Source organism: Leifsonia stereocauli, from assembly GCF_038432415.1.
In the GTDB taxonomy this organism is placed as follows: Bacteria; Actinomycetota; Actinomycetes; order Actinomycetales; family Microbacteriaceae; genus Orlajensenia; species Orlajensenia stereocauli.
In genome coordinates this window covers 1,584,231-1,610,029 of record NZ_JBCAUN010000001.1, presented here as the reverse complement: position 1 = coordinate 1,610,029, position 25,799 = coordinate 1,584,231, and the positions used below count along the sequence as shown (strand labels likewise).

Annotated in this window: 27 protein-coding genes; 21 read left to right on the top strand and 6 right to left on the bottom strand. The window is 68.1% G+C overall.

Annotated features, from left to right (window positions below; genetic code table 11):
- Nucleotides 1-100: 100 nt before the first annotated feature.
- Nucleotides 101-1,015 (bottom strand): TetR/AcrR family transcriptional regulator, encoded by a 915-nt coding sequence (locus AADV74_RS07800; RefSeq protein ID WP_342112885.1) that lies wholly within the window; start codon nt 1,013-1,015, stop codon nt 101-103.
- Nucleotides 1,016-1,148: 133 nt separating this feature from the next.
- Between AADV74_RS07800 and AADV74_RS07795 the strand changes: the two genes are divergently transcribed.
- The 15 genes from AADV74_RS07795 to AADV74_RS07725 all read left to right on the top strand — a co-directional run bounded on the left by AADV74_RS07795 (nt 1,149) and on the right by AADV74_RS07725 (nt 14,064).
- The gene (locus tag AADV74_RS07795) at nt 1,149-2,090 is read left to right on the top strand and encodes an ABC transporter ATP-binding protein (RefSeq protein WP_342112884.1); all 942 of its coding nucleotides are present in this window, start codon (nt 1,149-1,151) and stop codon (nt 2,088-2,090) included.
- The gene (locus tag AADV74_RS07790; protein WP_342112883.1) at nt 2,087-2,908 is read left to right on the top strand and encodes an ABC transporter permease; all 822 of its coding nucleotides are present in this window, start codon (nt 2,087-2,089) and stop codon (nt 2,906-2,908) included. Before AADV74_RS07795 ends, AADV74_RS07790 begins: the two co-directional genes overlap by 4 nt.
- Before the next feature lie 120 nt (nt 2,909-3,028).
- Nucleotides 3,029-3,781 carry an L-threonylcarbamoyladenylate synthase gene (locus AADV74_RS07785; protein ID WP_342112882.1) on the top strand — a complete coding sequence of 251 codons (753 nt, stop codon included), beginning with the start codon at nt 3,029-3,031 and terminating at the stop codon, nt 3,779-3,781.
- A 3-nt stretch (nt 3,782-3,784) separates the two neighbouring features.
- Nucleotides 3,785-5,053, top strand: coding sequence for an MraY family glycosyltransferase (locus AADV74_RS07780; RefSeq protein WP_342112881.1), 1,269 nt, complete (start codon nt 3,785-3,787; stop codon nt 5,051-5,053).
- 83 nt (nt 5,054-5,136) lie between these two features.
- Entirely contained in the window at nt 5,137-5,601 is a 465-nt protein-coding gene (locus tag AADV74_RS07775; protein WP_342112880.1) for a Cg1360 family ATP-synthase-associated protein, read from the top strand.
- Nucleotides 5,602-5,791: 190 nt separating this feature from the next.
- Nucleotides 5,792-6,589: a F0F1 ATP synthase subunit A gene (gene atpB / locus AADV74_RS07770; RefSeq protein WP_342112879.1), complete on the top strand. Its 798-nt coding sequence runs from the start codon at nt 5,792-5,794 to the stop codon at nt 6,587-6,589.
- A 49-nt stretch (nt 6,590-6,638) separates the two neighbouring features.
- Nucleotides 6,639-6,878 (top strand): F0F1 ATP synthase subunit C, encoded by a 240-nt coding sequence (gene atpE / locus AADV74_RS07765; protein ID WP_056164241.1) that lies wholly within the window; start codon nt 6,639-6,641, stop codon nt 6,876-6,878.
- Nucleotides 6,879-6,904: 26 nt separating this feature from the next.
- Nucleotides 6,905-7,465 (top strand): F0F1 ATP synthase subunit B, encoded by a 561-nt coding sequence (locus tag AADV74_RS07760; protein ID WP_342112878.1) that lies wholly within the window; start codon nt 6,905-6,907, stop codon nt 7,463-7,465.
- Between the two features lie 4 nt (nt 7,466-7,469).
- The gene (locus tag AADV74_RS07755) at nt 7,470-8,267 is read left to right on the top strand and encodes a F0F1 ATP synthase subunit delta (RefSeq protein WP_342112877.1); all 798 of its coding nucleotides are present in this window, start codon (nt 7,470-7,472) and stop codon (nt 8,265-8,267) included.
- Nucleotides 8,268-8,365: 98 nt separating this feature from the next.
- Nucleotides 8,366-10,003 carry a F0F1 ATP synthase subunit alpha gene (gene atpA / locus AADV74_RS07750; RefSeq protein ID WP_342112876.1) on the top strand — a complete coding sequence of 546 codons (1,638 nt, stop codon included), beginning with the start codon at nt 8,366-8,368 and terminating at the stop codon, nt 10,001-10,003.
- A gap of 50 nt (nt 10,004-10,053) precedes the next feature.
- Entirely contained in the window at nt 10,054-10,950 is an 897-nt protein-coding gene (locus AADV74_RS07745) for a F0F1 ATP synthase subunit gamma (RefSeq protein ID WP_342112875.1), read from the top strand.
- 47 nt (nt 10,951-10,997) lie between these two features.
- Complete coding sequence (gene atpD / locus AADV74_RS07740; protein ID WP_056164228.1) at nt 10,998-12,461, top strand: F0F1 ATP synthase subunit beta; 1,464 nt, start codon at nt 10,998-11,000, stop codon at nt 12,459-12,461.
- A 2-nt stretch (nt 12,462-12,463) separates the two neighbouring features.
- Nucleotides 12,464-12,724 carry a F0F1 ATP synthase subunit epsilon gene (locus AADV74_RS07735; protein ID WP_342112874.1) on the top strand — a complete coding sequence of 87 codons (261 nt, stop codon included), beginning with the start codon at nt 12,464-12,466 and terminating at the stop codon, nt 12,722-12,724.
- Between the two features lie 26 nt (nt 12,725-12,750).
- Nucleotides 12,751-13,308, top strand: coding sequence for a P-loop nucleotide/nucleoside kinase family protein (locus AADV74_RS07730; RefSeq protein WP_235483182.1), 558 nt, complete (start codon nt 12,751-12,753; stop codon nt 13,306-13,308).
- Between the two features lie 6 nt (nt 13,309-13,314).
- The gene (locus tag AADV74_RS07725; RefSeq protein ID WP_342112873.1) at nt 13,315-14,064 is read left to right on the top strand and encodes a YaaA family protein; all 750 of its coding nucleotides are present in this window, start codon (nt 13,315-13,317) and stop codon (nt 14,062-14,064) included.
- A gap of 46 nt (nt 14,065-14,110) precedes the next feature.
- Here AADV74_RS07725 and AADV74_RS07720 read toward each other — a convergent pair whose 3' ends face one another.
- Both AADV74_RS07720 and AADV74_RS07715 read right to left on the bottom strand, forming a co-directional pair.
- Nucleotides 14,111-14,716: a DNA-3-methyladenine glycosylase I gene (locus tag AADV74_RS07720; protein ID WP_342112872.1), complete on the bottom strand. Its 606-nt coding sequence runs from the start codon at nt 14,714-14,716 to the stop codon at nt 14,111-14,113.
- Nucleotides 14,713-15,303: a methylated-DNA--[protein]-cysteine S-methyltransferase gene (locus AADV74_RS07715; protein WP_342112871.1), complete on the bottom strand. Its 591-nt coding sequence runs from the start codon at nt 15,301-15,303 to the stop codon at nt 14,713-14,715. Before AADV74_RS07715 ends, AADV74_RS07720 begins: the two co-directional genes overlap by 4 nt.
- A 159-nt stretch (nt 15,304-15,462) precedes the next feature.
- On the opposite strand from AADV74_RS07715, the gene AADV74_RS07710 reads away from it, so the two are divergent.
- The 3 genes from AADV74_RS07710 to AADV74_RS07700 all read left to right on the top strand — a co-directional run bounded on the left by AADV74_RS07710 (nt 15,463) and on the right by AADV74_RS07700 (nt 18,705).
- Nucleotides 15,463-16,290, top strand: a complete 828-nt coding sequence (locus AADV74_RS07710) for an MBL fold metallo-hydrolase (RefSeq protein WP_342112870.1) — start codon at nt 15,463-15,465, stop codon at nt 16,288-16,290.
- 75 nt (nt 16,291-16,365) lie between these two features.
- A complete protein-coding gene (locus AADV74_RS07705; protein ID WP_342112869.1) occupies nt 16,366-17,349 on the top strand; it encodes an aldo/keto reductase in 984 nt (327 codons plus the stop codon).
- Between the two features lie 174 nt (nt 17,350-17,523).
- Complete coding sequence (locus AADV74_RS07700) at nt 17,524-18,705, top strand: DUF4192 family protein (protein WP_342112868.1); 1,182 nt, start codon at nt 17,524-17,526, stop codon at nt 18,703-18,705.
- Here AADV74_RS07700 and AADV74_RS07695 read toward each other — a convergent pair.
- The 3 genes from AADV74_RS07695 to AADV74_RS07685 are packed head-to-tail and all read right to left on the bottom strand — an operon-like array spanning nt 18,692 to nt 22,052.
- Entirely contained in the window at nt 18,692-20,137 is a 1,446-nt protein-coding gene (locus AADV74_RS07695) for an NAD(P)/FAD-dependent oxidoreductase (protein WP_342112867.1), read from the bottom strand. The two genes, AADV74_RS07700 and AADV74_RS07695, sit on opposite strands and share 14 nt — an antisense overlap.
- A 5-nt stretch (nt 20,138-20,142) precedes the next feature.
- Nucleotides 20,143-21,573, bottom strand: coding sequence for an aspartate aminotransferase family protein (locus AADV74_RS07690; protein ID WP_342112866.1), 1,431 nt, complete (start codon nt 21,571-21,573; stop codon nt 20,143-20,145).
- Nucleotides 21,570-22,052, bottom strand: coding sequence for an Lrp/AsnC family transcriptional regulator (locus AADV74_RS07685; RefSeq protein WP_055903676.1), 483 nt, complete (start codon nt 22,050-22,052; stop codon nt 21,570-21,572). Before AADV74_RS07685 ends, AADV74_RS07690 begins: the two co-directional genes overlap by 4 nt.
- A gap of 176 nt (nt 22,053-22,228) precedes the next feature.
- On the opposite strand from AADV74_RS07685, the gene AADV74_RS07680 reads away from it, so the two are divergent.
- From AADV74_RS07680 to AADV74_RS07670, 3 genes are all read left to right on the top strand, one after another.
- Nucleotides 22,229-23,389 carry an FHA domain-containing protein gene (locus AADV74_RS07680; RefSeq protein ID WP_342112865.1) on the top strand — a complete coding sequence of 387 codons (1,161 nt, stop codon included), beginning with the start codon at nt 22,229-22,231 and terminating at the stop codon, nt 23,387-23,389.
- On the top strand, nt 23,386-24,198 hold the full coding sequence (locus tag AADV74_RS07675; RefSeq protein WP_342112864.1) for a PP2C family protein-serine/threonine phosphatase: 813 nt from the start codon (nt 23,386-23,388) through the stop codon (nt 24,196-24,198). The genes AADV74_RS07680 and AADV74_RS07675 overlap by 4 nt, the downstream gene beginning before the upstream one ends.
- A 142-nt stretch (nt 24,199-24,340) precedes the next feature.
- Nucleotides 24,341-25,771, top strand: coding sequence for a serine/threonine-protein kinase (locus AADV74_RS07670; protein ID WP_342112862.1), 1,431 nt, complete (start codon nt 24,341-24,343; stop codon nt 25,769-25,771).
- Nucleotides 25,772-25,799 lie beyond the last annotated feature (28 nt).

The following is a 25,799-nucleotide window of genomic DNA, read 5'->3' as shown; positions in this document are numbered from 1 at the left end:
CATGCCCCGTATATCCTGAAAGTGGAGAGCGGTTCTGTCGCTCTCCTTCTCCATGCCACGGTGCCGGTGAACGGATGCCGCCAGCTGGGGCATCGGCGGTCTAGGCCCTGGCCGCCCGCTCCCGCGCCCGCTTGATCTCCTCACGCTCCCGCTTCTTCGCCTCGCGCACCCTCGCCTCGGCCTCCCGACGCGCCTTCGCCGCCTCGCGCACGGCCTTGTCACGTGGGATCTCGAGGCCGTCGAGAGACGGAGTGCCACCGGAGCCCGCGGGCGGGGCGTCGGTGTTCTCCACGTGGTACTCGATGCCGTCGAGGATGCGCTCGAGACCGAACGTGAAGTCGTCGGCGACACCGGGCACCGGCGCGCCGGTGTAGCCGCCGCCGGCCACGATGCGACTGAGGTCGGGGAAGCGTTCAGGGGTGACGAGGGCCGTGAGGGCCGCCTGCATGCCGGCGGTCTCGGCGATGCCGGCTGCGGTCGCCTCCGTGAGGTCGGCCTCCAGCGCTGCCGTCGCTCGCACGTAACTGGTCAGGAGCAGCAGGCTCGACATCTTCTCGGAATCGTCGAGGGGGAGCGGGCGGAGCTCCCGCAGCAGCCAGTCGGCCGCGAGCAGGTTGTTGGGCGTCATCGGCGCCCCGCGCACCGGAACCCGCGCGATCCAGGGGTGGTCGCGGTACACGCCGCGCACGGCGAGGACCCAGCGTCGCACGCCGTCCCGCCATGGCAGCGTGTCGTCCTCGGCCGGGATCGGCATCTCCGACGCCGTGTCCTCCATGAGCACGAGCAGGTCGTCCTTGCTGGTCACGTAGCGGTACAGCGACATCGTCGTGAAGCCGAGGGTGGTCGCGACGCGGCTCATCGAGACGGCGCCGAGCCCCTCGGCATCCGCGATCTCGATGGCCGTCTCGACGATGCGCTCGATCGAGAGCTCGCGCTTGGGTCCGCGCTGCGGATTCTCCGCCACGCCCCAGGTGAGCGCGATCCCGCGCGGGAGCGCTTCTTCGACATCGGCCACGATGCGCCGCCTTTCGACTCGAGGGTTGACACTCATCCTAGAACTGTGTATCACTTAAACAAACGTGTACGCCATACACACAAATGTATTTAGTACACGACAGTTTATCCACTACACGGAAAGGTTGTGAACTATGAGTGCACCAGCCATCGAGGTGCGTGGCCTGCGCAAGAGCTACGGCACCGCCACTGTGCTCGACGGCGTCGACCTGAGCATCGAGACGGGCAGCATCGTCGCCCTCCTCGGGCCGAACGGCGCCGGCAAGACCACCCTCATCAACGTCCTGGCGACCCTCACCGGGGCCGACTCGGGCACAGTCGTCGTGGCCGGCGCCGATCTGGCCTCAGATCCCGAAGCCGTGCGCGAGGCCATCAGCCTGACGGGCCAGTATGCGGCCGTCGACCAGGTGCTGACCGGAGAGGAGAACCTGCGCATGCTCGCCAGGCTCTCCGGATTCACCTCGGCCGGCGCCAGGCAGCGTGCGCGAGAAATGCTTGACCGCTTCGAGCTGACGGACGCCGCACGCAAACGCGTCGGAAGCTACTCGGGCGGCATGCGCCGACGGCTCGACCTGGCCCTCGGCCTGGTCGCCGACCCGCCGGTGGTGTTCCTCGACGAGCCGACGACCGGGCTCGACACCCGGAGCAGGCAGGAACTGTGGCGGATGATCGCCGAACTCGCCGAGCGCGGCACCACGATCCTGTTGACCACGCAGTACCTCGAGGAGGCCGACGCCCTGGCCGACCGCATCCTCGTTCTCGACGGCGGGAGCATCGTGGCAGAGGGAACCCCGACCGAGCTCAAGGCGCGCGTCGGGGGAGAGGTCGTCGAGCTGCGCGATCTCGATGACTCCCTGCTGCTGGAGATCCCGACGGACGGCACCGTCGCAGGACTCGAGGCCGCCCTCGCCGTGATCGCGGCCGATCCGGCGACCGCGACACTGCGAGTCGTCGTGCGGAAGCCCAGCATGGACGACGTCTTCCTCGCCCTCACCGGGCACAGGGTGGCGACTGATGCCGAGGATCCGACGAGCGCCGACGCGAGAACTGACAACCGAGAGGAGGTGGCGGCATGAGCACCGCGACCATCACCAGGACGACGGGGCAGCAGGGTCCCGTGCGAGCGGGGCGTCGACCGTCGGCATCCGTCACCACCACGACCATGATCGGGCGCAGCCTGCGCCACACCATGCGCAACATCGACGCGCTCATCATGGCGATAGTCCTGCCGACGATCCTGATGCTGCTGTTCACCTTCGTGTTCGGCAACGCCATCGAGCCCGATGGCGGCTACGTGAACTACGTCGTGCCGGGCATCATCCTGCTCTGTGCGGGATTCGGGGCGTCGTCGACGGCCGTCGACGTGGCGAACGACATGACCAACGGCATAATCGACAGGTTCAGGGCCATGCCGTTGCGAGCCATCAGCGTGCTCACGGGTCATGTCGTCGCGAGCCTGGCCCGCAACCTCCTCGCCACGGCCGTCGTCATCGGCGTCGCGTTGGCCCTCGGGTTCCGTCCGACGGCGAACGTGCTCGAGTGGATCGCGGCCGTCGGAGTGATCGCTCTGTTCATCCTCGCCATCACCTGGCTGTACGCGGCGATCGGACTGGCGGCGGGAAACGTCGAGGCGGCCAGCGGCTACGGATTCGCGCTGCTGTTCCTGCCGTACCTGTCGAGTGCATTCGTGCCGACCGACACGATGCCGGAGTGGCTGCAGTGGATCGCCGAGAACCAGCCGATCACGCCGATCATCGAGACCATCCGCGGCCTGCTCATGGGCACTGATCTCGGCACGGCCCCGTGGTGGGCTCTCGGATGGTGCGCCGTCATCATCGCGGGATCGTACGTCTGGGGCACCTGGCTGTTCACTCGGAGGGCGCGCCGGCACTGATCGGCCAGCCCCCCGACGACCTCGCGGTCGCGCTTCGAGATCTCTCGGATCGCGGCCGCGAGTTCGTCGGGGAGCGTCGGGTCGGCACCCTTCAGCGTCACGTCCTAGAATCAGTGCCAAATGCCTGAACGTGTCTTCGACTGCTCCGTCGACTCAGAACTGCTCACCGGAATGCGCCTCGCGCGCGCTGCCATCGGTCGCGGCGGTCTCGTCGTCATCCCCACCGACACCGTCTACGGCATCGCGGCGGACGCCTTCGATCCGAAGGCCGTGCAGAAGCTCCTCGATGCGAAGGGGCGCGATCGCACCTCGCCTCCGCCCGTGCTGATCCCCGGCATCCCCACCCTCGATGCTCTCGCCGCCGACGTCCCCGAGGAGGTGCGCGCGCTCGTCGAGGCGTTCTGGCCCGGCGGACTCACGGTCATCCTCACCGCCCAGCCCTCGCTGAACTGGGACCTCGGAGAGACGAGGGGCACCGTCGCGCTTCGGATGCCGGCCAACACCATCGCGCTCGAACTGCTGAGCGAGACCGGTCCGCTGGCCGTGTCTTCAGCCAACCGCACGGGTGAGCCCTCGGCGCTCGACGCGGCCACGGCATCCGCGTCCCTCGGGGACTCCATCGACGTCTACCTGGACGGCGGCGCTGCAGGCACCGCCTATGGCACCGAGGGGGTCGCGACAGCGGCAGCCGGTTCGACCATCGTCGATGCGACGGCACTGCAGCGCGGCGGAAAGCTGCACATCGTGCGCGAGGGCGTGATCTCGCGGATGGCCGTGCAGTCGATCGTCGGCGACGCGCTGGCCGAGGCAGCCACCGCCCCCGATTCTCCAGGGCCGGAGTCTGTTCCCGCCCACGACGAGCCGGCGGAGTAGACCGTGACCCTGTTCATCGTGCTGTCGCTCGTGGCGGCCATCGTCACGTTCGCCCTCTCGATCGTGGTCTACAGGCTGAGCCACAAATACAGGCTGTACCCGAAGATCCGCGAACGCGACGTGCACACCAGGCCGACGCCCAGGCTCGGCGGCGTGGCGATGTTCATCGGCATCGTCGCTGCATTCGGTGCGGCCTGGCTGGTCTCCGCCCGGTTCCCGACGCTCAGGATCGTGTTCGCGAATCCTGAGCAGATCCTCGCGATCCTGGGTGCAGCGCTCCTCATCGTGCTCATCGGCGTTGCCGACGACATCTGGGACCTCGACTGGATGACCAAACTCGCCGGGCAGTTCATCGCGGCCGGACTCGTCGCCTGGAAGGGCGTGCAGATCTACTCCCTGCCCATCGGGGGCGGAATCACCGTCGGCTCCAGCTGGATGAGCGTCATCATCACGATCTTCGCCATCGTGCTGGTCATGAACGCCATCAACTTCATCGACGGGCTCGACGGCCTCGTCGCAGGCGTCGCCCTCATCGCCAACGGCGTCTTCTTCCTCTACTCCTACCTGCTCGTGCAGCAGACATCGCCGCTCAACTACTTCAACCTCGCCTCACTCATCGCCGTGCTGGTCGTCGGCGTCTGCGCCGGATTCCTCCCGCTGAACTGGCATCCAGCCAGGCTCTTCATGGGCGATGCCGGCGCGCTCCTCGTCGGGCTCCTGATGGCGACATCGGCCGTCGCCGTCACGGGGCAGATCGACCCGGCCCAGCTCGGCAGCGCCCAGCTGCTGCCGGCCTTCATCCCGATCATCCTGCCGTTCGCCGTGCTGATCATCCCGCTGCTCGACTTCGGGCTCGCGGTCATCCGCAGGCTCAGGGCCGGGAAGTCGCCGTTCAGCGCCGACCGCAAGCACCTGCACCACCGCCTGCTCGACATGGGGCACTCGCACCTGCACGCCGTGCTGATCTTCTACAGCTGGACCGCTGTCGCCTCGATCAGCTGCCTGCTGTACTTCGTGCTGCCGACCTTCTTCGGGCTCTCAACCCTCTGGGCGACGATGTTCCTCATCATCGGCTTCTTCGCCTGCACGTTGTTCACCCTGGCCCCGCTCAGCCGCCGCAAGGCCATCGAGGCCGCCAGTCAGTCCGCCGAGGCCGACACCCCCGAGGCCGAGGAGCTCGCGCCTCAGGATCCGCTCGACGAAGCGGCGGAGGGCGCAGTGCCCGCCGAGCTCGACGGTGCATCCGTCCGTACTCCGACAGCCTCCTCCTGAGGCTCGGCCCCGGTTCTCACGCCGAGGGACGCCCAGGAACCCGCCGGTACACTGGACCGACCCCCGATTCCCCCGAGGATGCCATGAGTGATTCAACGCCCGCGCCCGCTTTCGTCTCGCCGACGCCGAACTCCGTGCTCCGCCGCGCGCTGGTCTGGGGGGTGGCCGTCGCGGCCACGGTTGCGGTGGTCGGGGCCATCATCTCCGGCCTGATCTTCGGTCCGATCGGAGTGTGGAGCGCGATCCTCGGAGGGGTCCTGGCGCTCCTGCTGATGGGCATCACGATCGTCACGATCCTGGTCGCGAACCGCTACGCCTCGGCCCCAGACCTCATCGGTCTCTACTTCGGCATCGTGATGGGCGGATGGATGGTGAAGTTCGTCACCTTCCTGGTCCTGGTCTACTCGCTCCGCACGCAGCCGTGGCTGGAGCCGGTCACCCTCGCGTTCTGCCTCATCGCCGGTGTGCTCGGGTCGCTGATCGTCGACGTCGTCGTGTTCGTGCGCGGTCGCATCCCCTACGTCGGAGAAGCCGAACTCCGGCGCTGAACAGCGGTCCCATCGGGCCGAGCGGTTCGAGGGATCGCCGAAGTATTGCTAGAGTAGAGAACGGTTCCGCTTCTCGTCGCTCCTTTCGCCTGCATGGCACCGGAGTCGTTCGGAACCACCCCCATCATTCGTCGTCGCGAGAGCCGAGCTCCACGCCCCGAAACAGGAGATAGCGCTGCTAGTTACCGCTGTGAACCTGCTGGTTCCGTCAGCCACCGACGATGGTGGATTCCACGGTCCGTCATTGGACGAGTTCTTCCCGCCCGGCTTCCTGTTCGTGGGAACGCCATTCGAGATCAACCGGATCATGGCGATCCGCATTCTCGTCACGATCGTGATCCTCGTGCTGTTCTGGCTCGGGACTCGCAAGATGACCGTCGTTCCCCGGCGTGGCCAGAGCATCGTGGAGATGCTCCTGGGCTTCATCAGGGTCAACATCGCGGAAGACCTGCTGGGCAAGAAGGATGGCACTCGCTTCCTCCCCCTGCTCACGGCGATGTTCATCACGATCGTCGCCATGAACTTCACGGGCATCGTGCCCGGCCTCAACATGGCCGGAACCGGCGTGATCGGGCTGCCGTTCCTTCTGGCGCTCGTCGCCTACGTCGCGTTCATCTACGCCGGCGTGAAGAAGCACCCTGCGTCGTTCTTCAAGAACTCGCTCTTCCCGCCCGGAGTGCCGTGGCCGATCTACGCCGTGGTGACGCCGATCGAGTTCATCTCGACCTTCATCCTCCGGCCCGTCACGCTGGCTCTCCGACTCCTGATGAACATGATCGCCGGGCACATGCTGCTCGTGCTCTGCTTCTCGGCGACGTCGTTCTTCCTCTTCACCGCGGGCGGCTGGTACAGCCTGTTCAGTGTTGGAACCTTCGCGTTCGGTTTCGCCTTCACGATCTTCGAACTCTTCGTCGGTGTGCTGCAGGCCTACGTCTTCACGCTTCTCACCGCCGTCTACATCCAGCTCGCTCTGGCTGAAGAGCACTAACCGAAGCCGACACCCGTCGACTTCTCCACTCCCGGAAGGAACTCCACACATGGACCCCGTATCCATCCTCGCCGACATCAACGGCAGCATCGCCCCGATCGCCTTCGGTCTCGCGTCCATCGGCTCGGCCATCGGTGTGGGTCTCGTCGTCGGCAAGACGATCGAGTCCGTCGCGCGCCAGCCTGAGCTCCAGGGTCGCCTCAGCACCCTCATGTTCCTCGGCATCGCGTTCACCGAGGCGCTCGCCTTCATCGCCATCGCCGTCGCGTTCATTCCGTTCCCGGCGTAATCCCCTTAATCGAAACGGAGTCAGGAATGCACTCGCTGCTCCTGCGCGCTGCTGAAGAAGGCGAAACGGTCAACCCGTTCATCCCCGAGCTGTACGACATCGTGTGGTCGGCCGTCTGCTTCGCGATCATCCTGGTGTTCTTCTGGGTGAAGATCCTCCCCACCGTCAAGAAGATTCTCGACGAGCGTGGCGAGGCCATCGAGGGCAACATCGCCAAGGCCGACGAGGCTCAGCGACAGGCCGAGGCTGCTCTCGAGCAGTACACGGCCCAGCTCGCCGACGCCCGTGCCGAGGCAGGCAAGATCCGCGAGTCCGCTCGTGAGGACGGCAAGAAGATCGTGGCCGAGGCGAAGGACATCGCAACGGTCGAGGCGACGCGCATCACCACCACGGCTCAGGCACAGATCGAGGCCGAGCGTCAGGCTGCCGTCGTGTCGCTGCGCACCGAGGTCGGCACGCTCGCGATCGACCTCGCCTCCGGCGTCATCGGCGAGAGCCTGACCGACGACACCAAGGCCAGCGCCGTCGTCGACCGCTTCCTCGCGGACCTCGAGGCCAGCGAGTCCGCCTCGGCAGGAAAGAAGTAGTCCCATGGGATCAGCGACCAGAGAGGCCCTCGTCTCGGCGAGGGCTGCCCTGACCGCTCAGGGCGGTACTGCCGACCTGGCGACGGGGGAGGCGCTTCTTGCGGCCGCCCGCGTCATCGGCTCATCACCGCAGCTGCTCACGGCCCTCTCCGACAACGGAGCGGAGCCCGAGGCGAAGAAGGCGCTCGTCTCGAGCGTCTTCTCCTCCACCGTGACGCCGGCAGCCCTCGCCCTCCTGGGCGAGATCGCCTCTGCTCGCTGGTCGGATGCCGACGACGTGCTCGAGGGCATCGAAGACCTCGGTCTGCGCGTCGTCGCCGCATCGAGCCCTGAGGGAAGCAACGTCGACGACGAGCTGTTCTCGTTCGGGCGCTCAGTCTCCTCCAACGCCGAACTCGAGTTGGCTCTCAGCTCGAAGCTCGGCTCCAACGAGGCCAAGGCGGCCCTGGTCGACACCCTGCTCGCGGGCAAGGCGTCGAAGCAGGCCGTCGTGATCCTCTCGCACCTCGTGCAGCAGCCGCGCGGCCGTCGGATCGGCGAACTCGTTCGCTATGCGGCATCCGTCGTCGCAGCCGAATCCGGCTACGCGGTGGCCACCGTCACCTCGGCAGCCATCATCAGCGACGCGCAGGTCGAGCGGCTCGCCGCCGGCCTGTCGGCGAAGTACGGCAAGAACCTGCGCATCAACCAGGTCGTCGACCCGAGCGTCATCGGAGGCCTGCGCGTGCAGGTCGGCGACGACGTCATCGACGGCAGCGTCGCCAAGCGTCTCGACGACGTGCGACTCCAGCTTGCCGGCTAGCCCTCGGGCCGGTCGGGGAACAACAGAACAACGACGCTCTCTCCTCAGAACGTCGAACAGTCAAGAACCTGTACGCCTCGTGCAGAAAAGGGAAGATCATGGCAGAACTCACCATCAGCCCCGATGAGATCCGTGACGCGCTCAAGGACTTCGTCAAGGCCTACGAGCCCGGCGCTGCTGCAGCGACCGAGGTCGGCCACGTGACGGATGCCGCAGACGGCATCGCACACGTCGAGGGCCTCCCGAGCGTCATGGCCAACGAGCTCATCCGCTTCGCGGACGGCACACTGGGCCTCGCGCTCAACCTCGACGAAGACGAGATCGGCGTCGTCGTGCTCGGCGAGTTCTCCGGTATCGAGGAGGGCATGGAGGTCACCCGCACGGGTGAGGTCCTCTCCGCCCCCGTCGGCGACAACTTCCTGGGTCGCGTCGTCGACCCTCTCGGCAACCCGATCGACGGTCTCGGCGACATCGAGGCCGAGGGCCGTCGTGCACTCGAGCTGCAGGCGCCCGGCGTCATGCAGCGCAAGAGCGTGCACGAGCCGCTGCAGACCGGCATCAAGGCGATCGACGCCATGATCCCCGTCGGCCGTGGCCAGCGCCAGCTCATCATCGGCGACCGCCAGACCGGTAAGACGGCCATCGCGATCGACACGATCATCAACCAGAAGGCCAACTGGGAGTCGGGCGACGTCAACAAGCAGGTTCGCTGCATCTACGTCGCCATCGGCCAGAAGGGCTCGACCATCGCCTCGGTGAAGGGCGCCCTCGAAGACGCCGGGGCCATGGAGTACACCACGATCGTGGCCGCTCCGGCTTCCGACCCCGCCGGCTTCAAGTACCTCGCCCCTTACACCGGTTCGGCCATCGGCCAGCACTGGATGTACGGCGGCAAGCACGTCCTCATCATCTTCGACGACCTGTCCAAGCAGGCTGAGGCCTACCGCGCCGTGTCCCTGCTCCTCCGTCGTCCGCCGGGACGCGAGGCCTACCCGGGTGACGTGTTCTACCTGCACTCTCGTCTGCTCGAGCGTTGCGCCAAGCTCTCCGACGAGCTGGGTGCCGGCTCGATGACCGGCCTGCCGATCATCGAGACCAAGGCCAACGACGTCTCGGCCTACATCCCGACCAACGTGATCTCGATCACCGACGGCCAGATCTTCCTGCAGTCCGACCTCTTCAACGCCAACCAGCGCCCCGCGGTCGACGTCGGAATCTCGGTGTCGCGTGTCGGTGGTGACGCCCAGGTCAAGTCCATCAAGAAGGTCTCCGGAACGCTCAAGCTCGAGCTCGCGCAGTACCGCTCGCTCGAAGCCTTCGCGATGTTCGCATCGGACCTCGACGCGACCAGCCGCCGTCAGCTCGCCCGTGGCGCCCGCCTCACCGAGCTCCTCAAGCAGCCGCAGTACTCGCCGTACCCCGTCGAGGACCAGGTCGTGTCGATCTGGGCCGGCACCAACGGCAAGCTCGACGAGGTCCCGGTCGAGGACATCCTGCGCTTCGAGCGCGAGCTCCTCGACTACCTCGGCCGCAACACCGAGGTGCTCTCGACGCTCCGCGACACGAACGTGCTGTCCGACGACACCACTGCCGCCCTCGAAGCCGCTGTCGACGCCTTCAAGCTCGAGTTCCAGACCGGTGAGGGCAAGCCCCTCGCCTCGGTCGGGAGCGAGAAGTTCGAGGCCGCCGCCGAGGAAGACGTCAACCAGGAGAAGATCGTGAAGGTCAAGCGGTAACGCTGACCCTCCATCCGACCGACTGACGAACCCTAGAAACCAGGAGAGACATGGGAGCGCAACTTCGGGTCTACCGGCAGAAGATCAAGTCTGCCCAGACGACCAAGAAGATCACCCGTGCGATGGAGCTGATCAGCGCATCACGCATCCAGAAGGCACAGGCGCGCGTCGCTGCATCGACGCCGTACTCGCGGGCGATCACTCGCGCGGTCTCCGCCGTGGCGACCCACTCGAACGTGGACCACGTGCTGACGACGGAACCCGAGAAGATCGAGCGCGCAGCGGTCGTCATCTTCTCGAGCGACCGCGGCCTCGCCGGCGCGTTCAACTCGCAGGTGCTCCGTGAGGCGGAGCAGCTCTCAGAGTTGCTCCGCAGCCAGGGCAAGGAGGTCTCGTACTTCCTCATCGGACGTAAGGCCGTCGGCTACTTCGCCTTCCGCCGCCGCTCGTTCGAGCAGCAGTGGATCGGTGGAACCGACAACCCCCAGGTCGAGGTGGCCCAGGAGATCGGCGAGGCTCTGCTCGAGGCCTTCCTCCGGGATGCCGAGGATGGCGGGGTCGACGAGATCCACGTCGTCTACAACCGCTTCGTCAGCATGATCAGCCAGGTCCCGCAGATCGTGCGACTCCTTCCGCTCGAGGTCGTCGAGGGTGTAGAGGAGCCGGATGACGGCGTCGTCCTGCCCCTGTACGAGTTCGAGCCCGACGCCGCCACAGTGCTGGACTCGCTGCTCCCGGTGTACATCGAGAGCCGCATCTTCAACGCGATGCTGCAGTCCTCCGCGGCCAAGCACGCCGCGACGCAGAAGGCCATGAAGGCCGCGAGTGACAACGCCGACACCCTGATCACGGACTACACGCGGCTCGCCAACGAGGCACGCCAGTCCGAGATCACCCAGCAGATCGCCGAAATCGTGGGTGGAGCCGACGCGCTCTCCTCGAAGTAACGCATCCCACACGACTCTCACTACACGCATCCAGAAGGAAGAGAACAATGACTGACACCGCTACCGCGCCAGTCCAGGCAGAGGCCACGGGCGGCGCCGTCGGGCGCATCGCCCGCGTCACCGGCCCCGTGGTCGACATCGAGTTCCCGCACGACTCGATCCCCTCGGTCTACAACGCCTTGCAGACCACCATCACTCTCGACGGCGAGACCACGACGCTCACGCTCGAGGTCGCTCAGCACCTCGGCGACGACGTCGTGCGCGCCATCGCCCTGAAGCCCACCGACGGCCTCGTCCGCGGCCAGGAGGTCACCGACACCGGAGCGGCAATCTCGGTTCCCGTCGGCGACGTCACCAAGGGCAAGGTCTTCAACGTCATCGGCGAGGTGCTCAACGGCGAGCCCGGCGAGACCATCGAGATCACCGAGCGCTGGCCCATCCACCGCAAGCCCCCGCGCTTCGACCAGCTCGAGAGCAAGACCCAGCTGTTCGAGACCGGCATCAAGGTCATCGACCTCCTCACCCCGTACGTGCAGGGTGGAAAGATCGGCCTCTTCGGTGGAGCCGGTGTCGGCAAGACCGTGCTCATCCAGGAGATGATCCAGCGCGTCGCGCAGGACCACGGTGGTGTGTCGGTGTTCGCCGGTGTCGGTGAGCGCACCCGTGAGGGCAACGACCTCATCCACGAGATGGAGGAAGCCGGCGTCTTCGACAAGACGGCCCTTGTCTTCGGCCAGATGGACGAGCCGCCGGGAACGCGTCTGCGCGTCGCCCTCTCCGCGCTGACGATGGCGGAGTACTTCCGCGACGTGCAGAAGCAGGATGTGCTGCTCTTCATCGACAACATCTTCCGCTTCACGCAGGCCGGTTCCGAGGTCTCGACGCTGCTCGGCCGCATGCCCTCCGCCGTGGGCTACCAGCCGAACCTCGCCGACGAGATGGGTGTGCTCCAGGAGCGCATCACCTCGACCCGTGGACACTCGATCACCTCGCTCCAGGCGATCTACGTTCCCGCCGACGACTACACCGACCCGGCTCCCGCGACCACGTTCGCGCACCTCGACGCCACCACCGAGCTCTCCCGCGCCATCGCGTCGAAGGGTCTCTACCCGGCCGTCGACCCGCTGACCTCGACCTCGCGCATCCTCGACCCCCGTTACCTGGGCGAGGACCACTACCGCGTGGCCACCACGGTCAAGCAGATCCTGCAGAAGAACAAGGAACTGCAGGAGATCATCGCCATCCTCGGTGTCGACGAGCTCTCCGAGGAAGACAAGATCACGGTCTCGCGCGCACGTCGCATCGAGCAGTTCCTCTCGCAGAACACCTACATGGCGAAGAAGTTCACCGGTGTCGAGGGTTCGACGGTTCCGCTCAAGGACACCATCGAGTCGTTCGACGCCATCGCCAAGGGCGAGTTCGACCACGTGGCCGAGCAGGCGTTCTTCAACGTCGGTTCGATCTCCGACGTCGAAGAGAAGTGGGCTCAGATCCAGAAGGACAACGGCTGACCATGGCTGTCCTCAACGTCAGTCTCGTCTCGGCGGACCAGGAAGTCTGGTCCGGCGAGGCGAGCATGGTGGTCGCGAAGACCGTCGAGGGCGAGATCGGCATCCTCCCGGGTCACGAGCCGCTGCTCGCGATCCTCTCCACCGGCGAAGTCCGTCTGACCCTCCCGGGCGGCGAGAAGCTCGTCGCCGACGCCTCTGACGGATTCCTCTCGGTCGAGGGCAACGCCGTCCAGGTCGTCGCCCGGCGCGCCGCGCTCGTCTAGGTCGTAGAGCTCCAGGGGGAGAGACGGTGTCAGACCGCCAGTTCGGCGACCTCAGCGTCGCGCAGCTCGTCGTGATGGCCGGGCTTCCGGGTTCCGGCAAGTCCACCATCGCCGAGATCATCGGCGCGCGTATCGGTGCGACGGTGGTCTCGGTCGATCCGATCGAGTCCGCCATCCTCTCCGCGGGCATCGACGCCGACCAGCCGACAGGCCTCGCGGCATACCTCGTGGCCGAGGCCATCGCCGAGTCCGTGCTCGTCGCCGGTCGCAGCGTCATCATCGATGCCGTCAACGCGGTCGAGCCGGCACGGATGCAGTGGCGAGACCTCGCCGCCCGCACCGAGGCCGTGCTGCGGGTCATCGAGGTCGTGTGCTCCGACGAGGAGCTGCACAGAGAGCGTCTCGCCAAGCGGGTGCGCAACCTCCCGCACGTCGAGGAGCTCACCTGGCGGGCCGTCGAGCAGAGCGTCGAGGGCTACGAGTCCTGGACCGGGCACAGCGCCGCCATGCCGCGTGTGACCGTCGACAGCGTCCAGTCGCTGGGCTCGAACGTCGACGCTGCAGTGGCGTTCATCCACGGCTGACCCCGGGTGCTGATCCTCCTTCCCCCGTCGGAGACCAAACGCGACGGCGGTACCGGCGCGCCCCTCGACGTGACGTCCCTCGCCTTCCCCAGGCTCGCGCCGCAGCGGCGGGCGCTCATCCGGGCTCTCAAGGCCCTCGCCCGAGACACCGATGCGAGTGTCGCCGCCCTCAAGCTCGGGCGCACGCAGCTCGGAGAGGTCGCCCGCAACCGCGCCATCACGACCTCGGCGACGATGCCGGTGATCGACCGCTACACGGGAGTGGTGTACGACGCCTTCGACGCGCCGAGCCTGACCGAGGCCGAGCGTGCCTTCGCGCACGAACACCTCGTCGTGCACTCCGCCCTCCTCGGCCCCGTGGCCGCCCTCGACGGCGTTCCGGCCTACCGGATGTCGCACGACTCGCGCCTGCCGGAGCTCTCGCTCAAGAAGCACTGGGGCGTCGCCATCGCCCGAGCGCTGAAGCCCGTCGGTGGCCTGATCCTCGACCTGCGCAGTGAGGGCTATGCGGCTCTCGGCCCTGCTCCGGCCCGTGCCGATTCGGTGTACCTGCGGGTGCTCGCCGATGGCGCCGACGGACGGCGCCGCGCTCTCAACCACTTCAACAAGCACGCCAAGGGTGCCTTCACCCGGGCCGTGATCCAGGCGGGGAGAGACTTCGCGACGGTCGACGAGCTGCAGGAGTGGGCGGGTGGCGCCGGCTGGCGGCTCGAATCCATCGACGGCAGGCCCGGCGAACTCGCCCTGATCGTCTAGAAGCGCCGCTCGCTGAGGGCCGCGCGAAACGCTCGACCGAAGCGCCTCAGGCAGCCCGGAAGCAGCCGGCGATGTGGTCGTCGACCATGCCCGTCGACTGCATGAGGGCGTACATCGTCGTCGGACCGACGAACCTGTAGCCGCGGCGGCGCAACTCCTTGCTCATCGCCGTCGACTCGGCGGTGACGGCAGGCACGTCGCTCCAGGACTGCGGGCGCCGTCGGCCGGCCGCATCCGGGGCGAACCCCCACATCAGCTCGGACAGGCTCTCGCCGAGCGCTAGCGTGGCGCGGGCGTTGCCGATGGTGGCCTGGATCTTGCCGCGGTGACGGATGATGCCGGCATTCTGCAGCAGGCGCTCGATGTCGGGTTCGCCCATCGCCGCGACCTTCTCGGTGTCGAAGTCGGAGAAGGCCGCGCGGAACGCCGGACGCTTCCGCAGGATGGTGATCCATGACAGTCCGGCTTGGAAGCCCTCGAGGCAGAGTTTCTCGAACAGCCGCTGCTCGTCGTGGACGGGGACGCCCCACTCCTCGTCGTGGTAACGGCGATACTCAGCGTCGTTCGCCCCCCAGGAGCAGCGAGCGAGGCCGTCGTCACCGACCACGACCGTGGGCGGCACGACGGGCACGGGCGAGACGCCCAAGCTCACGATGCCACCGCCGATGCCGTCGCGGTGGGCTCCGGAACGGTGGTCAGGGCGATCGGCTCGGTTCCGGGCAGTGGCGCTGGGGCCCCGGCCACCTCGGTGTGGCCGATGCTCTCGTGGTCGAGCAGCCACACCTTCGTGGGAATGCCCTCTCCGGCGCTGAAGCCCGTGATCCGCCCGGTGCTGGAGAGCACCCGGTGGCAGCCGACGATGATGGGCACGGGGTTGGCGCCGACGGCACCGCCGATGGCGCGACCGGATCCCGGACGCCCGATGGCCGCCCCGATCTCGCCGTAGGAGGTGAACTGCCCGAAGTCGAGCCGCTGGAGCTCGGCCCACACGGCCCGCTGGAACTCCGTTCCGGCCAGGCGCACGGGGAGGTCGAACTCGGTGCGGTCACCGGCGAAGTACTCGCCGAGCTGGCGGGCGGCCTCGGTGAGGACGGCGGTGGACTCCGCGTCCTCGAGGTCGTGGGGGAGCCTGCCGTCGCGCTCGATGGAGAGCGACGTGATCTGCTCGCCGTCGCTCGTGATCTCGATGCGGCCGATGGGGCTCTCGACGCGCTCGATGTAGAGGGTGTCTGTGGTCATGAGACGAATCTACCCGCGGCATCCGTGCCTCTCTCGCGGGAAACGGACACGGCGGGGAGAGTGATCCCGGGCGTCGTGCCGGGGGAGGAGCGCCGCCCAGGACGCGGACGGGTGCGCCGCCATCGGCGCGGGGTCGGAACGGGTCCGTAGGATCGAGCCATGCCCTCTTGGAACGAGATCGCCGACGGACTGCTCGTCGCCCGCTACGAGCCCCTCGACATCTCGGTGACGCTCGTACGCGGCAGCGACGGCCTGCTGCTGGTCGACACCCGCTGCAATCCTCGGGAGGCGGCCGAGGTCGCGGCCGACGTGGCAGCACTCGGAATCGGCGACATCCGCTGGGTGGTCGACACCCACGCGCACTACGACCACAGCTTCGGCAACCAGGTGTTCGCCGGCACCGCGACGATCATCGGGCACCACAGGATCCCCGCCCACTTCGCCGAGTTCGAGGCCCCGCGGCTGGCCGCCTGGACGGCGGACCCGTCGGCATCCCCGCAGTACGACTGGACCGACGTCGAGCTCACTCCGCCGCACGTCCTCGTCACCGACGAGCACACCCTCGATCTCGGCGGAAGGCCGGTGCGGATCATCGCTCTCGCACCGGGCCACACCGACACCGATGTCGTCGTTCACGTCCCGGATGCCGGCGCCTGGATCGTCGGCGACGTCGTCGAGGAGTCCGGTCCGCCGATGTACGGGTCCGGATCGTTCCCTCTCGGCTGGCCGCGCGTGCTCGCAGACCTGATCGAGCACATGGGGGAGTCCGACCTCGTCGTCCCCGGCCACGGCGGCGTCGTCGACCGCGCCTTCGTGCACGAGCAGGCGCACAGGCTGCAGGCCGTCGCCGACGCCATCAGCGTGGGCTTCGCACATCGGGAGCCCGTCGAGTACGTGGCCGAGCGTGCCGCCGGTGCCTCGCGGATGCCGCTCGAGATGGTGGAGCCCGCCGTCATCCGCGGCTACACGCAGCTCGCGGCATCCTGACGCCCCCGCATCCCGAAGCGGTGACGACCTCGGCACCCCGCCCGTCCGGGGGACGGCGCCGCCTAGGCTGGGGGCATGGCGTCGATCGAACACCGCACCCTCGGACCCTCCGGCCTCGTCGTCTCGACCGTCGGCCTCGGCTGCAACAACTTCGGGCGCACCGGGACGGCCAGCGAGGACCAGGCCGGAACCTCCGCCGTCATCGACGCCGCCATCGATGCCGGGGTGACGCTCTTCGACACCGCAGACATCTACGGCGCGGAGCGCGGACTGAGCGAGACCCTGATGGGACAGGCGCTGCGGGGAGGCAAGCGCGAGAAGATCGTGCTCGCCACCAAGTTCGGCATGGACATGGGCGGCCTGAACGGACCCGACTGGAACGCGCGCGGTTCGCGGCGCTACATCCGCCTCGCCGTCGAAGCGAGCCTCCGCCGCCTGCAGACCGATTGGATCGACCTCTACCAACTGCACCAGCCAGACCCGAGCACGCCCATCGAGGAGACCCTCTCCGCCCTCGACGACCTCGTGACGGCCGGGAAGGTCCGCTACATCGGATCGTCGAACCTCAGCGGCTGGCAGATCGCGGAAGCGGAGTTCACGGCGCGGATGGGGTCGCATCCGCGATTCATCTCGAGCCAGAACGAATACAGCCTGCTCGAGAGGACGGCCGAGGCCGAGGTCATCCCGGCCGCCGAGAACTTCGGACTGGGCTTCCTGCCCTGGTTCCCGCTCTACAACGGCCTGCTGACGGGTAAGTTCAGCCGCGCCGGCGGCCCCGAGGACAGCCGCATCATGCGCATCCGCAAGCACCTCGCGGACTCCGCCCCCTGGGGGACCATGGACAGGTACCAGGAGTTCTGCTCAGAGCGCGGCATCACGATGCTGGAGGCCACCTTCGGCTGGATGCTGGCGCAGCCGGCGCTCACGAGCGTGATAGCCGGAGCGACCAGGCCCGAGCAGGTCGTGCAGAACGCCGAGGCCGCGACATCGTGGAAGCCGACGGCCGACGACCTCGCGCAGATCTCGGCGCTGTTCGATCCGGCGGCTCTGCAGGCCTGAACGACCCGCAGTCCGACTCGGCACCTCCGCAGGGCCGGTCATCCAACGGCCTGCCCGGCTCTGTTCGCCCAGAGCGAACGGCTGGGTTCCTCCCCTTTCAGAGGATCGTTCGGCGTTCTCCACAGCACGACAGGCGCCGCGTCAGCGGCGCCGGCATCGGGCGATGCTCGACGCATGCCCACAGTGATCAAGGCCGACGCCGGCCAGGACTTCCTCGCCCTCCTCCCACGACTCACTGGATACCAGCCCCGCAACAGCGTCGTGCTGGTCGCCTTCCGTGGCAGGCGCACCTGCGGCGCCATCCGGTTCGACCTTCCCGATGCTGCCCCGCTGGCGGTGCTCAGACGTTTCGCGACCTCGATGATCGGCATGCTCTGCAAGATCCCCGATGTCGACGCCGTCGTTCCCGTCGCCTATACCGACGAGTGCTTCGGGGCGACGGATGCCGTTCCGCAGGCCCTCTTCATGGACGTCCTCGTGCACAGGGCCGAGATCAGCGGCTTCCACGTGCGCGATTCGCTGTGTGTGGCCGCCGACGGCTGGGCGTCCTTCCTCGATCCCGACGTGCCTGCCGGCGGGCATCCGCTGAGGCAGATCACTGCATCGCCCGTGAACGGCCTCGCCGACGTCGAGGGCATGGGCGTGCGCGCCGACGTGCGGGGTGAGACCGAGCTGCCCGCGGTCGACCTCGCCCGGACCGAGCAGGTGGCGCGCCGCCTGCGACGGCTGCACGACGACCCGGCCAGTGCGGGTGCCGGCGCCGCCGGTGCGTGCGAGCTGGCCGACCTCGCGCTCCCGGAGTTCCTCGAGCACCTGCTGGCGAGTCCGCCCGATGAGCTCTCGCCCGAGATCGTCGCAGCGACCCTCTGGGTGCTGGAGCGGCCGCTGTTCCGTGATGTCGCCGTCATCCAGTGGGCCTTCAGTGCAGAGATGGGGTTGCAGGCGCTCGATGACCAGCTGAGCTGGCTCGAGGAGGGGCCGACAGACGAGACCGAGACCGGTCTGCTGTTGTGGGGAGAGGGGCCGCGACCGGATCCCGAGCGCATCGATGCCGCGATCGGTTTGCTTCTCGAACTCGCGGCCTGTGCCCCGCGCTCGGCCAGGGTGGCGCCTGTCACCATGCTCGCCTGGCTGAGTTGGGCCCTCGGCCAGAGCTCGCGGGCCGCGGAGTTCGTGCAGAAGGCGCTGGAGCTCGACCCGGAGTACGGCCTCGCCTCGCTGGTCGGAGCGATGGTCAACGGTGGCCGGTTGCCGGAATGGGCCTTCGACGTGCCTCCCGTCGACGAGTCGACGGTGCACCATGTCACGCCGCGTCGGCCCCGCGACCACCTGCCGAGAGCCGTCAGTGGCCGGTGAGCGGAGCGATGAGCCTGGCTGCCAGCGATGGGCGCCTGGTCGTGCGCTGCTCGATGTCGGCGACCTCCATGCCCAGCAGGCCCAGGTTCGCTCCCACGAACCGCAGGGGCTCCGGCTCCCAGAGCGGCGAGCGGTGGTTGACCCACGGCAGGCCGGTGAGTTCGGTCGTCTCCTCGCGGATGAGGTCGCTGAGGGTTCGGCCGGCGAGGTTCGTCGTCGACAGGCCGTCGCCGACGTAGCCGCCGGCGAACGCGACGCCCGTGCGCGGGTTGTAGGACGCAGTGGCGTGCCAGTCCCGGGACACCCCGAGAGGGCCGCCCCAGCGATGCGTCACCTGTGCCCCTGCCGCCTGCGGGAACAGGTCGACGAGGGTGTCGCGCAGGTGTGCGAAGACCCTGTCGACCCTGTCGTAGTCGGGGCTGATCCGACTTCCCCAGTGGTAGCGCGCTCCCCGACCGCCGAAGGCGAAGCGGTTGTCCGCCGTGCGCTGGCCGTACACGAGCAGGTGCCTGTAGTCGGTGAACGTCTGGCCGTGCTCGATGCCGATCTCGTCCCAGACGGCATCCGGAAGCGGCTCCGTGGCGATCATGAGCGAGTAGAGCGGCAGCACCCGTCGGCCGACGCGCGGCAGCCCGGCGCCGTAGCCCTCGACGGCGATGACGACAGTCGGCGCGATGACGGTGCCGTCGAACTGGTCGCCTGCGGCATCCGTCGACGTGAATCGCACCTTGTGGGCGGCCCAGTCGTCGACCTCGGTGTTCTCGAAGATGTCGACACCCAGCTCCTCGACGACCCTGGCGAGGCCGCGAACGAGCTTGGCCGGTTGCACCCGGGCGCACGCCGGGTCGAAGGACGCGCCGGACGCCCCGGCCTGCCGCGTTCCGGGCGACGAGGCGACCGCCGTGGCGCCGAAGCGGGCACGCACGGTGGGGGCGTCCCAGTACAGGAGCTCGTCTACGCCGAACTCGCGGGCCTCGGCGACCTCGGCACGCGCAGCGGAGTCCTGCACGGCGTCGCGGGCGAAGGCGACGGTGCCGCACTTCACGTAGTCGCAGTCGATGCCCTCGGATGCCGCGACCCGGCCCACCTCGTCGACGGTGTCGATCATCGCCCGGCGCATCGCGATGGCGGCGTCACGGCCGTGCGCGCGCTCGAGCGACGCGGTCGACCGCGGGAACAGGGCCGAGCACCATCCGCCGTTGCGGCCGGAGGCCCCGAAGCCCGCGATGTGCTTCTCGAGCACCGCGATATTCAGCGACGGATCGCTCTTCGCGAGGTAGTAGGCCGTCCACAGTCCGGTGAGCCCGCCGCCGACGATGCACACGTCGTAGCGGGCGTCCCGACTGAGTCCGGGACGTGCCACCAGGGTGTCAGTCCCGGACTCTGCGAGGGAGTCGAACCAGAAGCTCAGCTGCCTGTGGTCTGTCGGCATCGGGCTCAGAGCCGCGTCCAGGCCTCGCTGAGGACCCCACGCAGGATGCCCGTGATCTCGGCGAACTCCGCGGGTCCCGTGGTGAGCGGCGGAGCGAGCTGCACGACCGGGTCGCCGCGGTCGTCGGCGCGGCAGTACAGCCCGGCGTCGAACAGCGCCTTGGAGAGGAAGCCGCGCAGCAGACGCTCGGACTCGTCGTCGTCGAAGGTCTCCTTGGTCGCCTTGTCCTTGACGAGCTCGATGCCGAAGAAGTACCCGTCACCGCGCACGTCGCCGACGATCGGCAGGTCGAGCAGGGTCTCGAGCTCGGCGCGGAACAGCGGCGAGTTCTCGCGCACCCTCTCGTTGAGCCCCTCCTCCTCGAAGATGTCGAGGTTGGCCAGCGCCACGGCGGCCGAGACGGGGTGACCGCCGAAGGTGTAGCCGTGGTAGAACGCCGTGTCGCCGTGGCGGAAGGGCTCGTAGATGCGGTCGCTGATGATGGTCGCACCGATCGGGGAGTATCCGCTCGTCATGCCCTTGGCGCAGGTGATCATGTCGGGCACGTAGCCGTACTCGTCGCAGGCGAACATGTGGCCGATGCGACCGAAGGCGCAGATCACCTCGTCGCTGACCAGCAGCACCTCGTACTTGTCGCAGATCTCGCGCACGCGCTGGAAGTAGCCGGGGGGAGGAGGGAAGCATCCGCCCGAGTTCTGCACAGGCTCGAGGAAGACGGCCGCGACGGTCTCGGGGCCCTCGAACTGGATCATCTCCTCGATGCGGTTCGCAGCCCAGACGCCGAACTGCTCCTGCGGGTCGACACCGGAGTCGACGGCGATGAAGCCGGCCTCCTCAGCGCGGTAGGAGTTGGTGTTCGGCACGCGGAACCCACCGGGGGTGAGCGGCTCGAACATGGCCTTCATCGCCGGGATGCCGGTGATGGCCAGCGCACCCTGCGGGGTGCCGTGATAGGCGACGGCACGGGAGATCACCTTGTGCTTGGTGGGCTTGCCCTGCAGCTTCCAGTAGTACTTCGCCAGCTTGAACGCCGTCTCGACGGCTTCGCCGCCACCGGTGGAGAAGAAGACCCGATTGAGGTCGCCCGGAGCGTAATCGGCAAGCCTGTCGGCCAGTTCGATGGCCGACGGATGCGCGTACGACCAGATCGGGAAGAAGGCCAGTTCCTCCGCCTGCTTGGCGGCGACCTCGGCGAGGCGCCGACGACCGTGGCCCGCGTTCACGACGAACAGGCCGGACAAGGCGTCGATGTACTGCTTGCCCTTCGAATCCCAGATGTGGTGGCCCTGACCGCGCGTGATGATCGGCACGCCGGACTCCTCGAGGGTCGACTGCCGGGAGAAGTGCATCCAGAGGTGGTCTTTGGCCTTCTGCTGCAGGTCGGCCTCGTCGTAGGAGGTCGGTGCGGAGGTGGAGGTGGAGGTGTTGAGTGTCATCGTGTTCCCCAGTTGTAGAGCTGTTTGTGGAGTTTGAGATAGACGAAGGTCTCGGTGCTGAGCACCCCTTCGAGACTGCGGATCCTCGAGTTCAGAAGGGATATCAGCTCCTCGTCGTTCTCGCACACGACTTCGACCAGGATGTCGAAGCTCCCCGCGGTGAGAACGACGTAGTCGACCTCGGGGAGAGCGGCCAGTCTGTCGGCCAGGTCACGGGTGTCGCCCGAGGCGCGGACGCCCACCATGGCCTGACGGTAGAACCCGAGTTGCATCGGATCCGTCACGGCCACGACCTGCATGACACCGGAATCAGTGAGCTTCTGCACCCGTTGGCGCACTGCGGCCTCACTGAGGCCCACGGCCTTGCCGATCTCGGCGTAGGAGCGGCGTCCGTCCGTCTGCAGCTGCTCGATGATCGCCTTGGAGACGTCGTCGAGATGCATGGGCTTCGGTGGCGTCGCACGAGGCTGGGTGCTCATTGCTCGATTCTGGCAGTGTGGTGGGCCGACGGCAAGGGAATCCGTCGATTGAACCGAGAGTTGCTGCGGATTCCATGCTTCATGCCGAATCCACCAGGTACGCGCCCGCTAGCATGGGGGCATGAGCGTGCATGCGCAGAGGAGGGTCGTCGTCGACCACCGGGCGGAGGGCTGAGGTGGGTCGAGCCCATGTCGTGCACGATGCCACGCAGTCCCGCTGGACCTTCATCGTCGGTGAGCACTTCGTCGCTGCTGTTCCGGCCGGAACGGACCCTGCCGTCGTCGCCGCACTGAACGAACGCGCCTCCCGCACGGTCACCGTCGAGGAACTCGTCTCGCTGATCCCCCTGGGAGGCGAGGGCGCCGTGGCGAGCTTCGCCCTCGTCGTCGCCGGTGCACCGTCGGACGGCGATGGCATTCCCGTCTCGGGGGTCGTTCGGGGAGACGTGGTCGTCGACGTGTACTCCGTCGGCGGATCGCGCCGCTTCAGCGATCGCGGCATCAGGCCCTGGCTGCTGGCCGACTTCCGCGCGGTGACGGCCATCGTCATCGCCGAAGACGGTTCCGGTGTGCCCCGGCCCGCCGAGATCGGAACCGGGGAGCCGGTCGGGCGCGGTCCGAGCATGGCGGCCAGGCTGGACTGGCAGCCGGGGGAGCCGCCGGCTGTCGAGGTCGGTGGGCGATCGGATGCCGAAGTCCGGAGTCCTCCCGACGCTGGCGCCGCGCCGGTCGGTGACACGGTGCACCGCCCCCGCAGGCTCGCCGAGCACGACACCGTGCTGCGGCCCCGTCGCCATGAGCTGACACCGGATGCCGCAGCCGGAGAGCCGGTTCCGGCAGCCGAGCCGCAGGTCGAGCCGGCGCCGGAGCAACGCCCCATGGCCGAGCGCCAGCCTGTGACGCAACCGACAGACGAGCAGCATCCGGAGCCCGGCCCACGCCCCCGCTTCGGACTGAGGATCGGCCAGGGCGATGAGCGCGAGCTCGATGCCGTCTACCTGATCGGTCGGCGTCCCCGCCTCGGGCGCGTGCCGGCCGTGGGCGAGCACGTGCGCCTCGTCGATGTGCCGTCCCCGAGCCGCGAGGTGTCTGCGACGCATGTGGAGATCCGTCGCGAGGGCGACGTCGTCGTGGTGACGGACCAGCGCTCGACCAACGGAACCTTCATCGTTCCGCCCCATGCCGACCGCATCCGTCTGCGCCCCGGGCAGTCGATGGTGGTGAGCGTCGGAACGATGGTGCACATCGGTGACGGTACAATCGTGACGATATCCGCGCTGGAGGACTCCCGAGAGCTCTCCACCGACCCCCCGACGACGAGAAGGCCGAGGACGTGACGCAGATCGGTCAGGGCACGCCCGAGTACACAGCGCAGATCCCGGGTGCGGTCGACGCCGCTGTGACGCTGGCGTGGGCCGCGATCACTGACACCGGGCACCGCCGCGAGGCGAACGAGGACAGCTACATGGCGCAGGCGCCGGTCTTCGCCGTCGCCGACGGCATGGGCGGGCACACGGCGGGCGACTTCGCCAGCGCCGCCGTCGTCACGCGTCTCGCCGAGCACGGAGGGCGTCCGACGGCCGACACCGCCGGCATCGAGCAGTCGCTGCGCCTCGCAGTCGACGACATGGGTCGCGGCGGCGGCGTCACGGACTCCGGCACCGGGACGACCGTCACCGGCGTCGCCCTCACCCAGACCACGGCCGGACTCGCCTGGCTCGTGTTCAACATCGGCGATTCTCGCGTCTACCTGCTCTCGCACGGCGTGCTCGAGCAGCTCACCACCGACCACTCCATCGTGCAGGAGCTCGTCGACGCCGGTCACATCTCGCGCGAAGAGGCCGAGACGCATCCGCACTCCAACGTCATCACGCGCGCCGTCGGCTTCCACGAGGCGCCCATCCCCGACTACAGGCTCATCGCCGTCGAGGAGGGCTCGCGCATCCTGGTCTGCTCCGACGGGCTCACCAAGGAGCTCACGCCCTACGGGATGCGCCATTTCCTGATGTCGACCGAGACGCCGGCGGATGCCGCGAAGCAACTGGTCGACGCCGCGCTGGCCAACGGCGGTCGCGACAACGTCACCGTCATCGTGGTCGACGTCATCGGAGTGACCGGGGCGGCCCCGAACCCGCACGACCACTGACGATGCGCCCGGGTCTTGCGCCCCGTTCGAGGGGGTCTGTCGTGACGCGCCAGTCCCTACAATTGGGGGGAAGCGGGCGCATGCGCGGTGGGGGTGCAGCGTCCAGGGTCTGCCGACGTGGGCACGGAGGGAGGGGGCCACTATGACACGACGCCTTCCGTCAACGCCCCCCACGCTGCCCGGCTTCTCCTACGTGCACGTGCTCGGCTCCGGCGGCTTCGCCGACGTCTTCCTCTACGAGCAGTCGATGCCGCGCCGGCAGGTGGCCGTGAAGGTGCTGCTGAGCGAGGTCGTGAACGACCAGGTGCGGCAGATGTTCCAGGCCGAGGCCAACCTCATGGCTCAGCTGAGCTCGCATCCGTCTATCCTCACGGTGTACCAGGCCAGCGTCTCCAGCGACGGCCGTCCCTACCTCGTCATGGAGTACTGCTCGGCCACGCTCACGACGCGCTACCGTGCCGACCCGCTTCCGGTTCCCGAGGTGCTGTCGATCGGGGTGAAGATCGCCAGCGCCGTCGAGACGGCTCACCGCGCCGGCGTGCTGCACCGGGACATCAAGCCGTCGAACATCCTGATGACCGCCTACGGGCATCCCGTGCTCTCCGACTTCGGCATCGCGGCGACGCTCGGCGAGGCCGAGACGACGGAAGCCGTCGGGCTCTCGATCCCGTGGTCCGCCCCTGAGGTCCTGCAGGACGACGTGTCGGGGACCGTCGCGTCCGAGGTGTGGTCCCTGGGCGCGACCCTGTACTCGCTCCTCGCCGGACGGTCGCCGTTCGAGGTTCCCGGTACCGAGAACACCGCAGCCGAATTGATGGCCCGCATCACGAAGGCCCGGTACGAGCCGATCGGACGGGCGGACGTTCCCGAACGCCTCGAACTCGCGTTGTCGCGGGCGATGTCGCGGCGCCCGGAGAACCGCCAGCGCAGCGTGCTCGAGTTCATCCGCGAACTGCAGGCCGTCGAGGCCGAACTCGACCTGCCGCAGACGGCCATCGAGGTGGCGATGGACGACTGGGCCATCGCGACGGCGGTCGACATGGAGGAGCGCACCCGCATCAGCGGGGCGAACGTGATCACCGCGGGAGCCGGCAGGCGCACCCGCAAGCAATCGGTCAGCCGCACCATGACCGCGACGCCGACCTCGGTGGGGCGCAGCGGCAGCACCAGCGCCGACACCCCGGGCAAGGCCGCTGCCGAGCGCAGGAGTCGCAGGCTGGTCTGGGCGATGCTCGCCATCTCGGTCGTCGTGCTCGGCCTCGCCGTCACGGCCACCATCGCCATCGTCCGGTCGACGTCGTCCGACATCCCGACGGTCAGCAACATCGCCGGTCAGGCATCCGAGCGGACCGTCGACTTCTCCTGGGAGGACCCCGGCCTCCGCACGGGCGACAGCTACCTCGTCACAGTCACCGGCGGTGAGTCCAGCGCGCAGAGCGGGACGAGCTTCAGTGCCGTCGCCGCAGCCGGGGCCGAGCAGGTCTGCGTCACCGTCGCCGTCAGCCGGGAGGGTCGCACCGGCTCGCCGAGTTCGGAGAAGTGCGTCGCGGTCGAGGCGGTCGATTCGCCATGATCCGATCCTGGCTGGGCGCACACCGTTC

What these genes read in the sequence shown, in the direction of transcription:
- AADV74_RS07795 (WP_342112884.1), top strand. Translation starts at nt 1,149, where the DNA reads ATGAGTGCACCAGCCATCGAGGTGCGTGGCCTGCGCAAGAGCTACGGC.
- AADV74_RS07790 (WP_342112883.1), top strand. Translation starts at nt 2,087, where the DNA reads ATGAGCACCGCGACCATCACCAGGACGACGGGGCAGCAGGGTCCCGTG.
- AADV74_RS07785 (WP_342112882.1), top strand. Translation starts at nt 3,029, where the DNA reads ATGCCTGAACGTGTCTTCGACTGCTCCGTCGACTCAGAACTGCTCACC.
- AADV74_RS07775 (WP_342112880.1), top strand. Translation starts at nt 5,137, where the DNA reads ATGAGTGATTCAACGCCCGCGCCCGCTTTCGTCTCGCCGACGCCGAAC.
- atpE (WP_056164241.1), top strand. Translation starts at nt 6,639, where the DNA reads ATGGACCCCGTATCCATCCTCGCCGACATCAACGGCAGCATCGCCCCG.
- AADV74_RS07760 (WP_342112878.1), top strand. Translation starts at nt 6,905, where the DNA reads ATGCACTCGCTGCTCCTGCGCGCTGCTGAAGAAGGCGAAACGGTCAAC.
- AADV74_RS07755 (WP_342112877.1), top strand. Translation starts at nt 7,470, where the DNA reads ATGGGATCAGCGACCAGAGAGGCCCTCGTCTCGGCGAGGGCTGCCCTG.
- atpA (WP_342112876.1), top strand. Translation starts at nt 8,366, where the DNA reads ATGGCAGAACTCACCATCAGCCCCGATGAGATCCGTGACGCGCTCAAG.
- AADV74_RS07745 (WP_342112875.1), top strand. Translation starts at nt 10,054, where the DNA reads ATGGGAGCGCAACTTCGGGTCTACCGGCAGAAGATCAAGTCTGCCCAG.
- atpD (WP_056164228.1), top strand. Translation starts at nt 10,998, where the DNA reads ATGACTGACACCGCTACCGCGCCAGTCCAGGCAGAGGCCACGGGCGGC.
- AADV74_RS07735 (WP_342112874.1), top strand. Translation starts at nt 12,464, where the DNA reads ATGGCTGTCCTCAACGTCAGTCTCGTCTCGGCGGACCAGGAAGTCTGG.
- AADV74_RS07715 (WP_342112871.1), bottom strand. Translation starts at nt 15,303, where the DNA reads ATGACCACAGACACCCTCTACATCGAGCGCGTCGAGAGCCCCATCGGC.
- AADV74_RS07710 (WP_342112870.1), top strand. Translation starts at nt 15,463, where the DNA reads ATGCCCTCTTGGAACGAGATCGCCGACGGACTGCTCGTCGCCCGCTAC.
- AADV74_RS07705 (WP_342112869.1), top strand. Translation starts at nt 16,366, where the DNA reads ATGGCGTCGATCGAACACCGCACCCTCGGACCCTCCGGCCTCGTCGTC.
- AADV74_RS07700 (WP_342112868.1), top strand. Translation starts at nt 17,524, where the DNA reads ATGCCCACAGTGATCAAGGCCGACGCCGGCCAGGACTTCCTCGCCCTC.
- AADV74_RS07695 (WP_342112867.1), bottom strand. Translation starts at nt 20,137, where the DNA reads ATGCCGACAGACCACAGGCAGCTGAGCTTCTGGTTCGACTCCCTCGCA.
- AADV74_RS07690 (WP_342112866.1), bottom strand. Translation starts at nt 21,573, where the DNA reads ATGACACTCAACACCTCCACCTCCACCTCCGCACCGACCTCCTACGAC.
- AADV74_RS07685 (WP_055903676.1), bottom strand. Translation starts at nt 22,052, where the DNA reads ATGAGCACCCAGCCTCGTGCGACGCCACCGAAGCCCATGCATCTCGAC.
- AADV74_RS07670 (WP_342112862.1), top strand. Translation starts at nt 24,341, where the DNA reads ATGACACGACGCCTTCCGTCAACGCCCCCCACGCTGCCCGGCTTCTCC.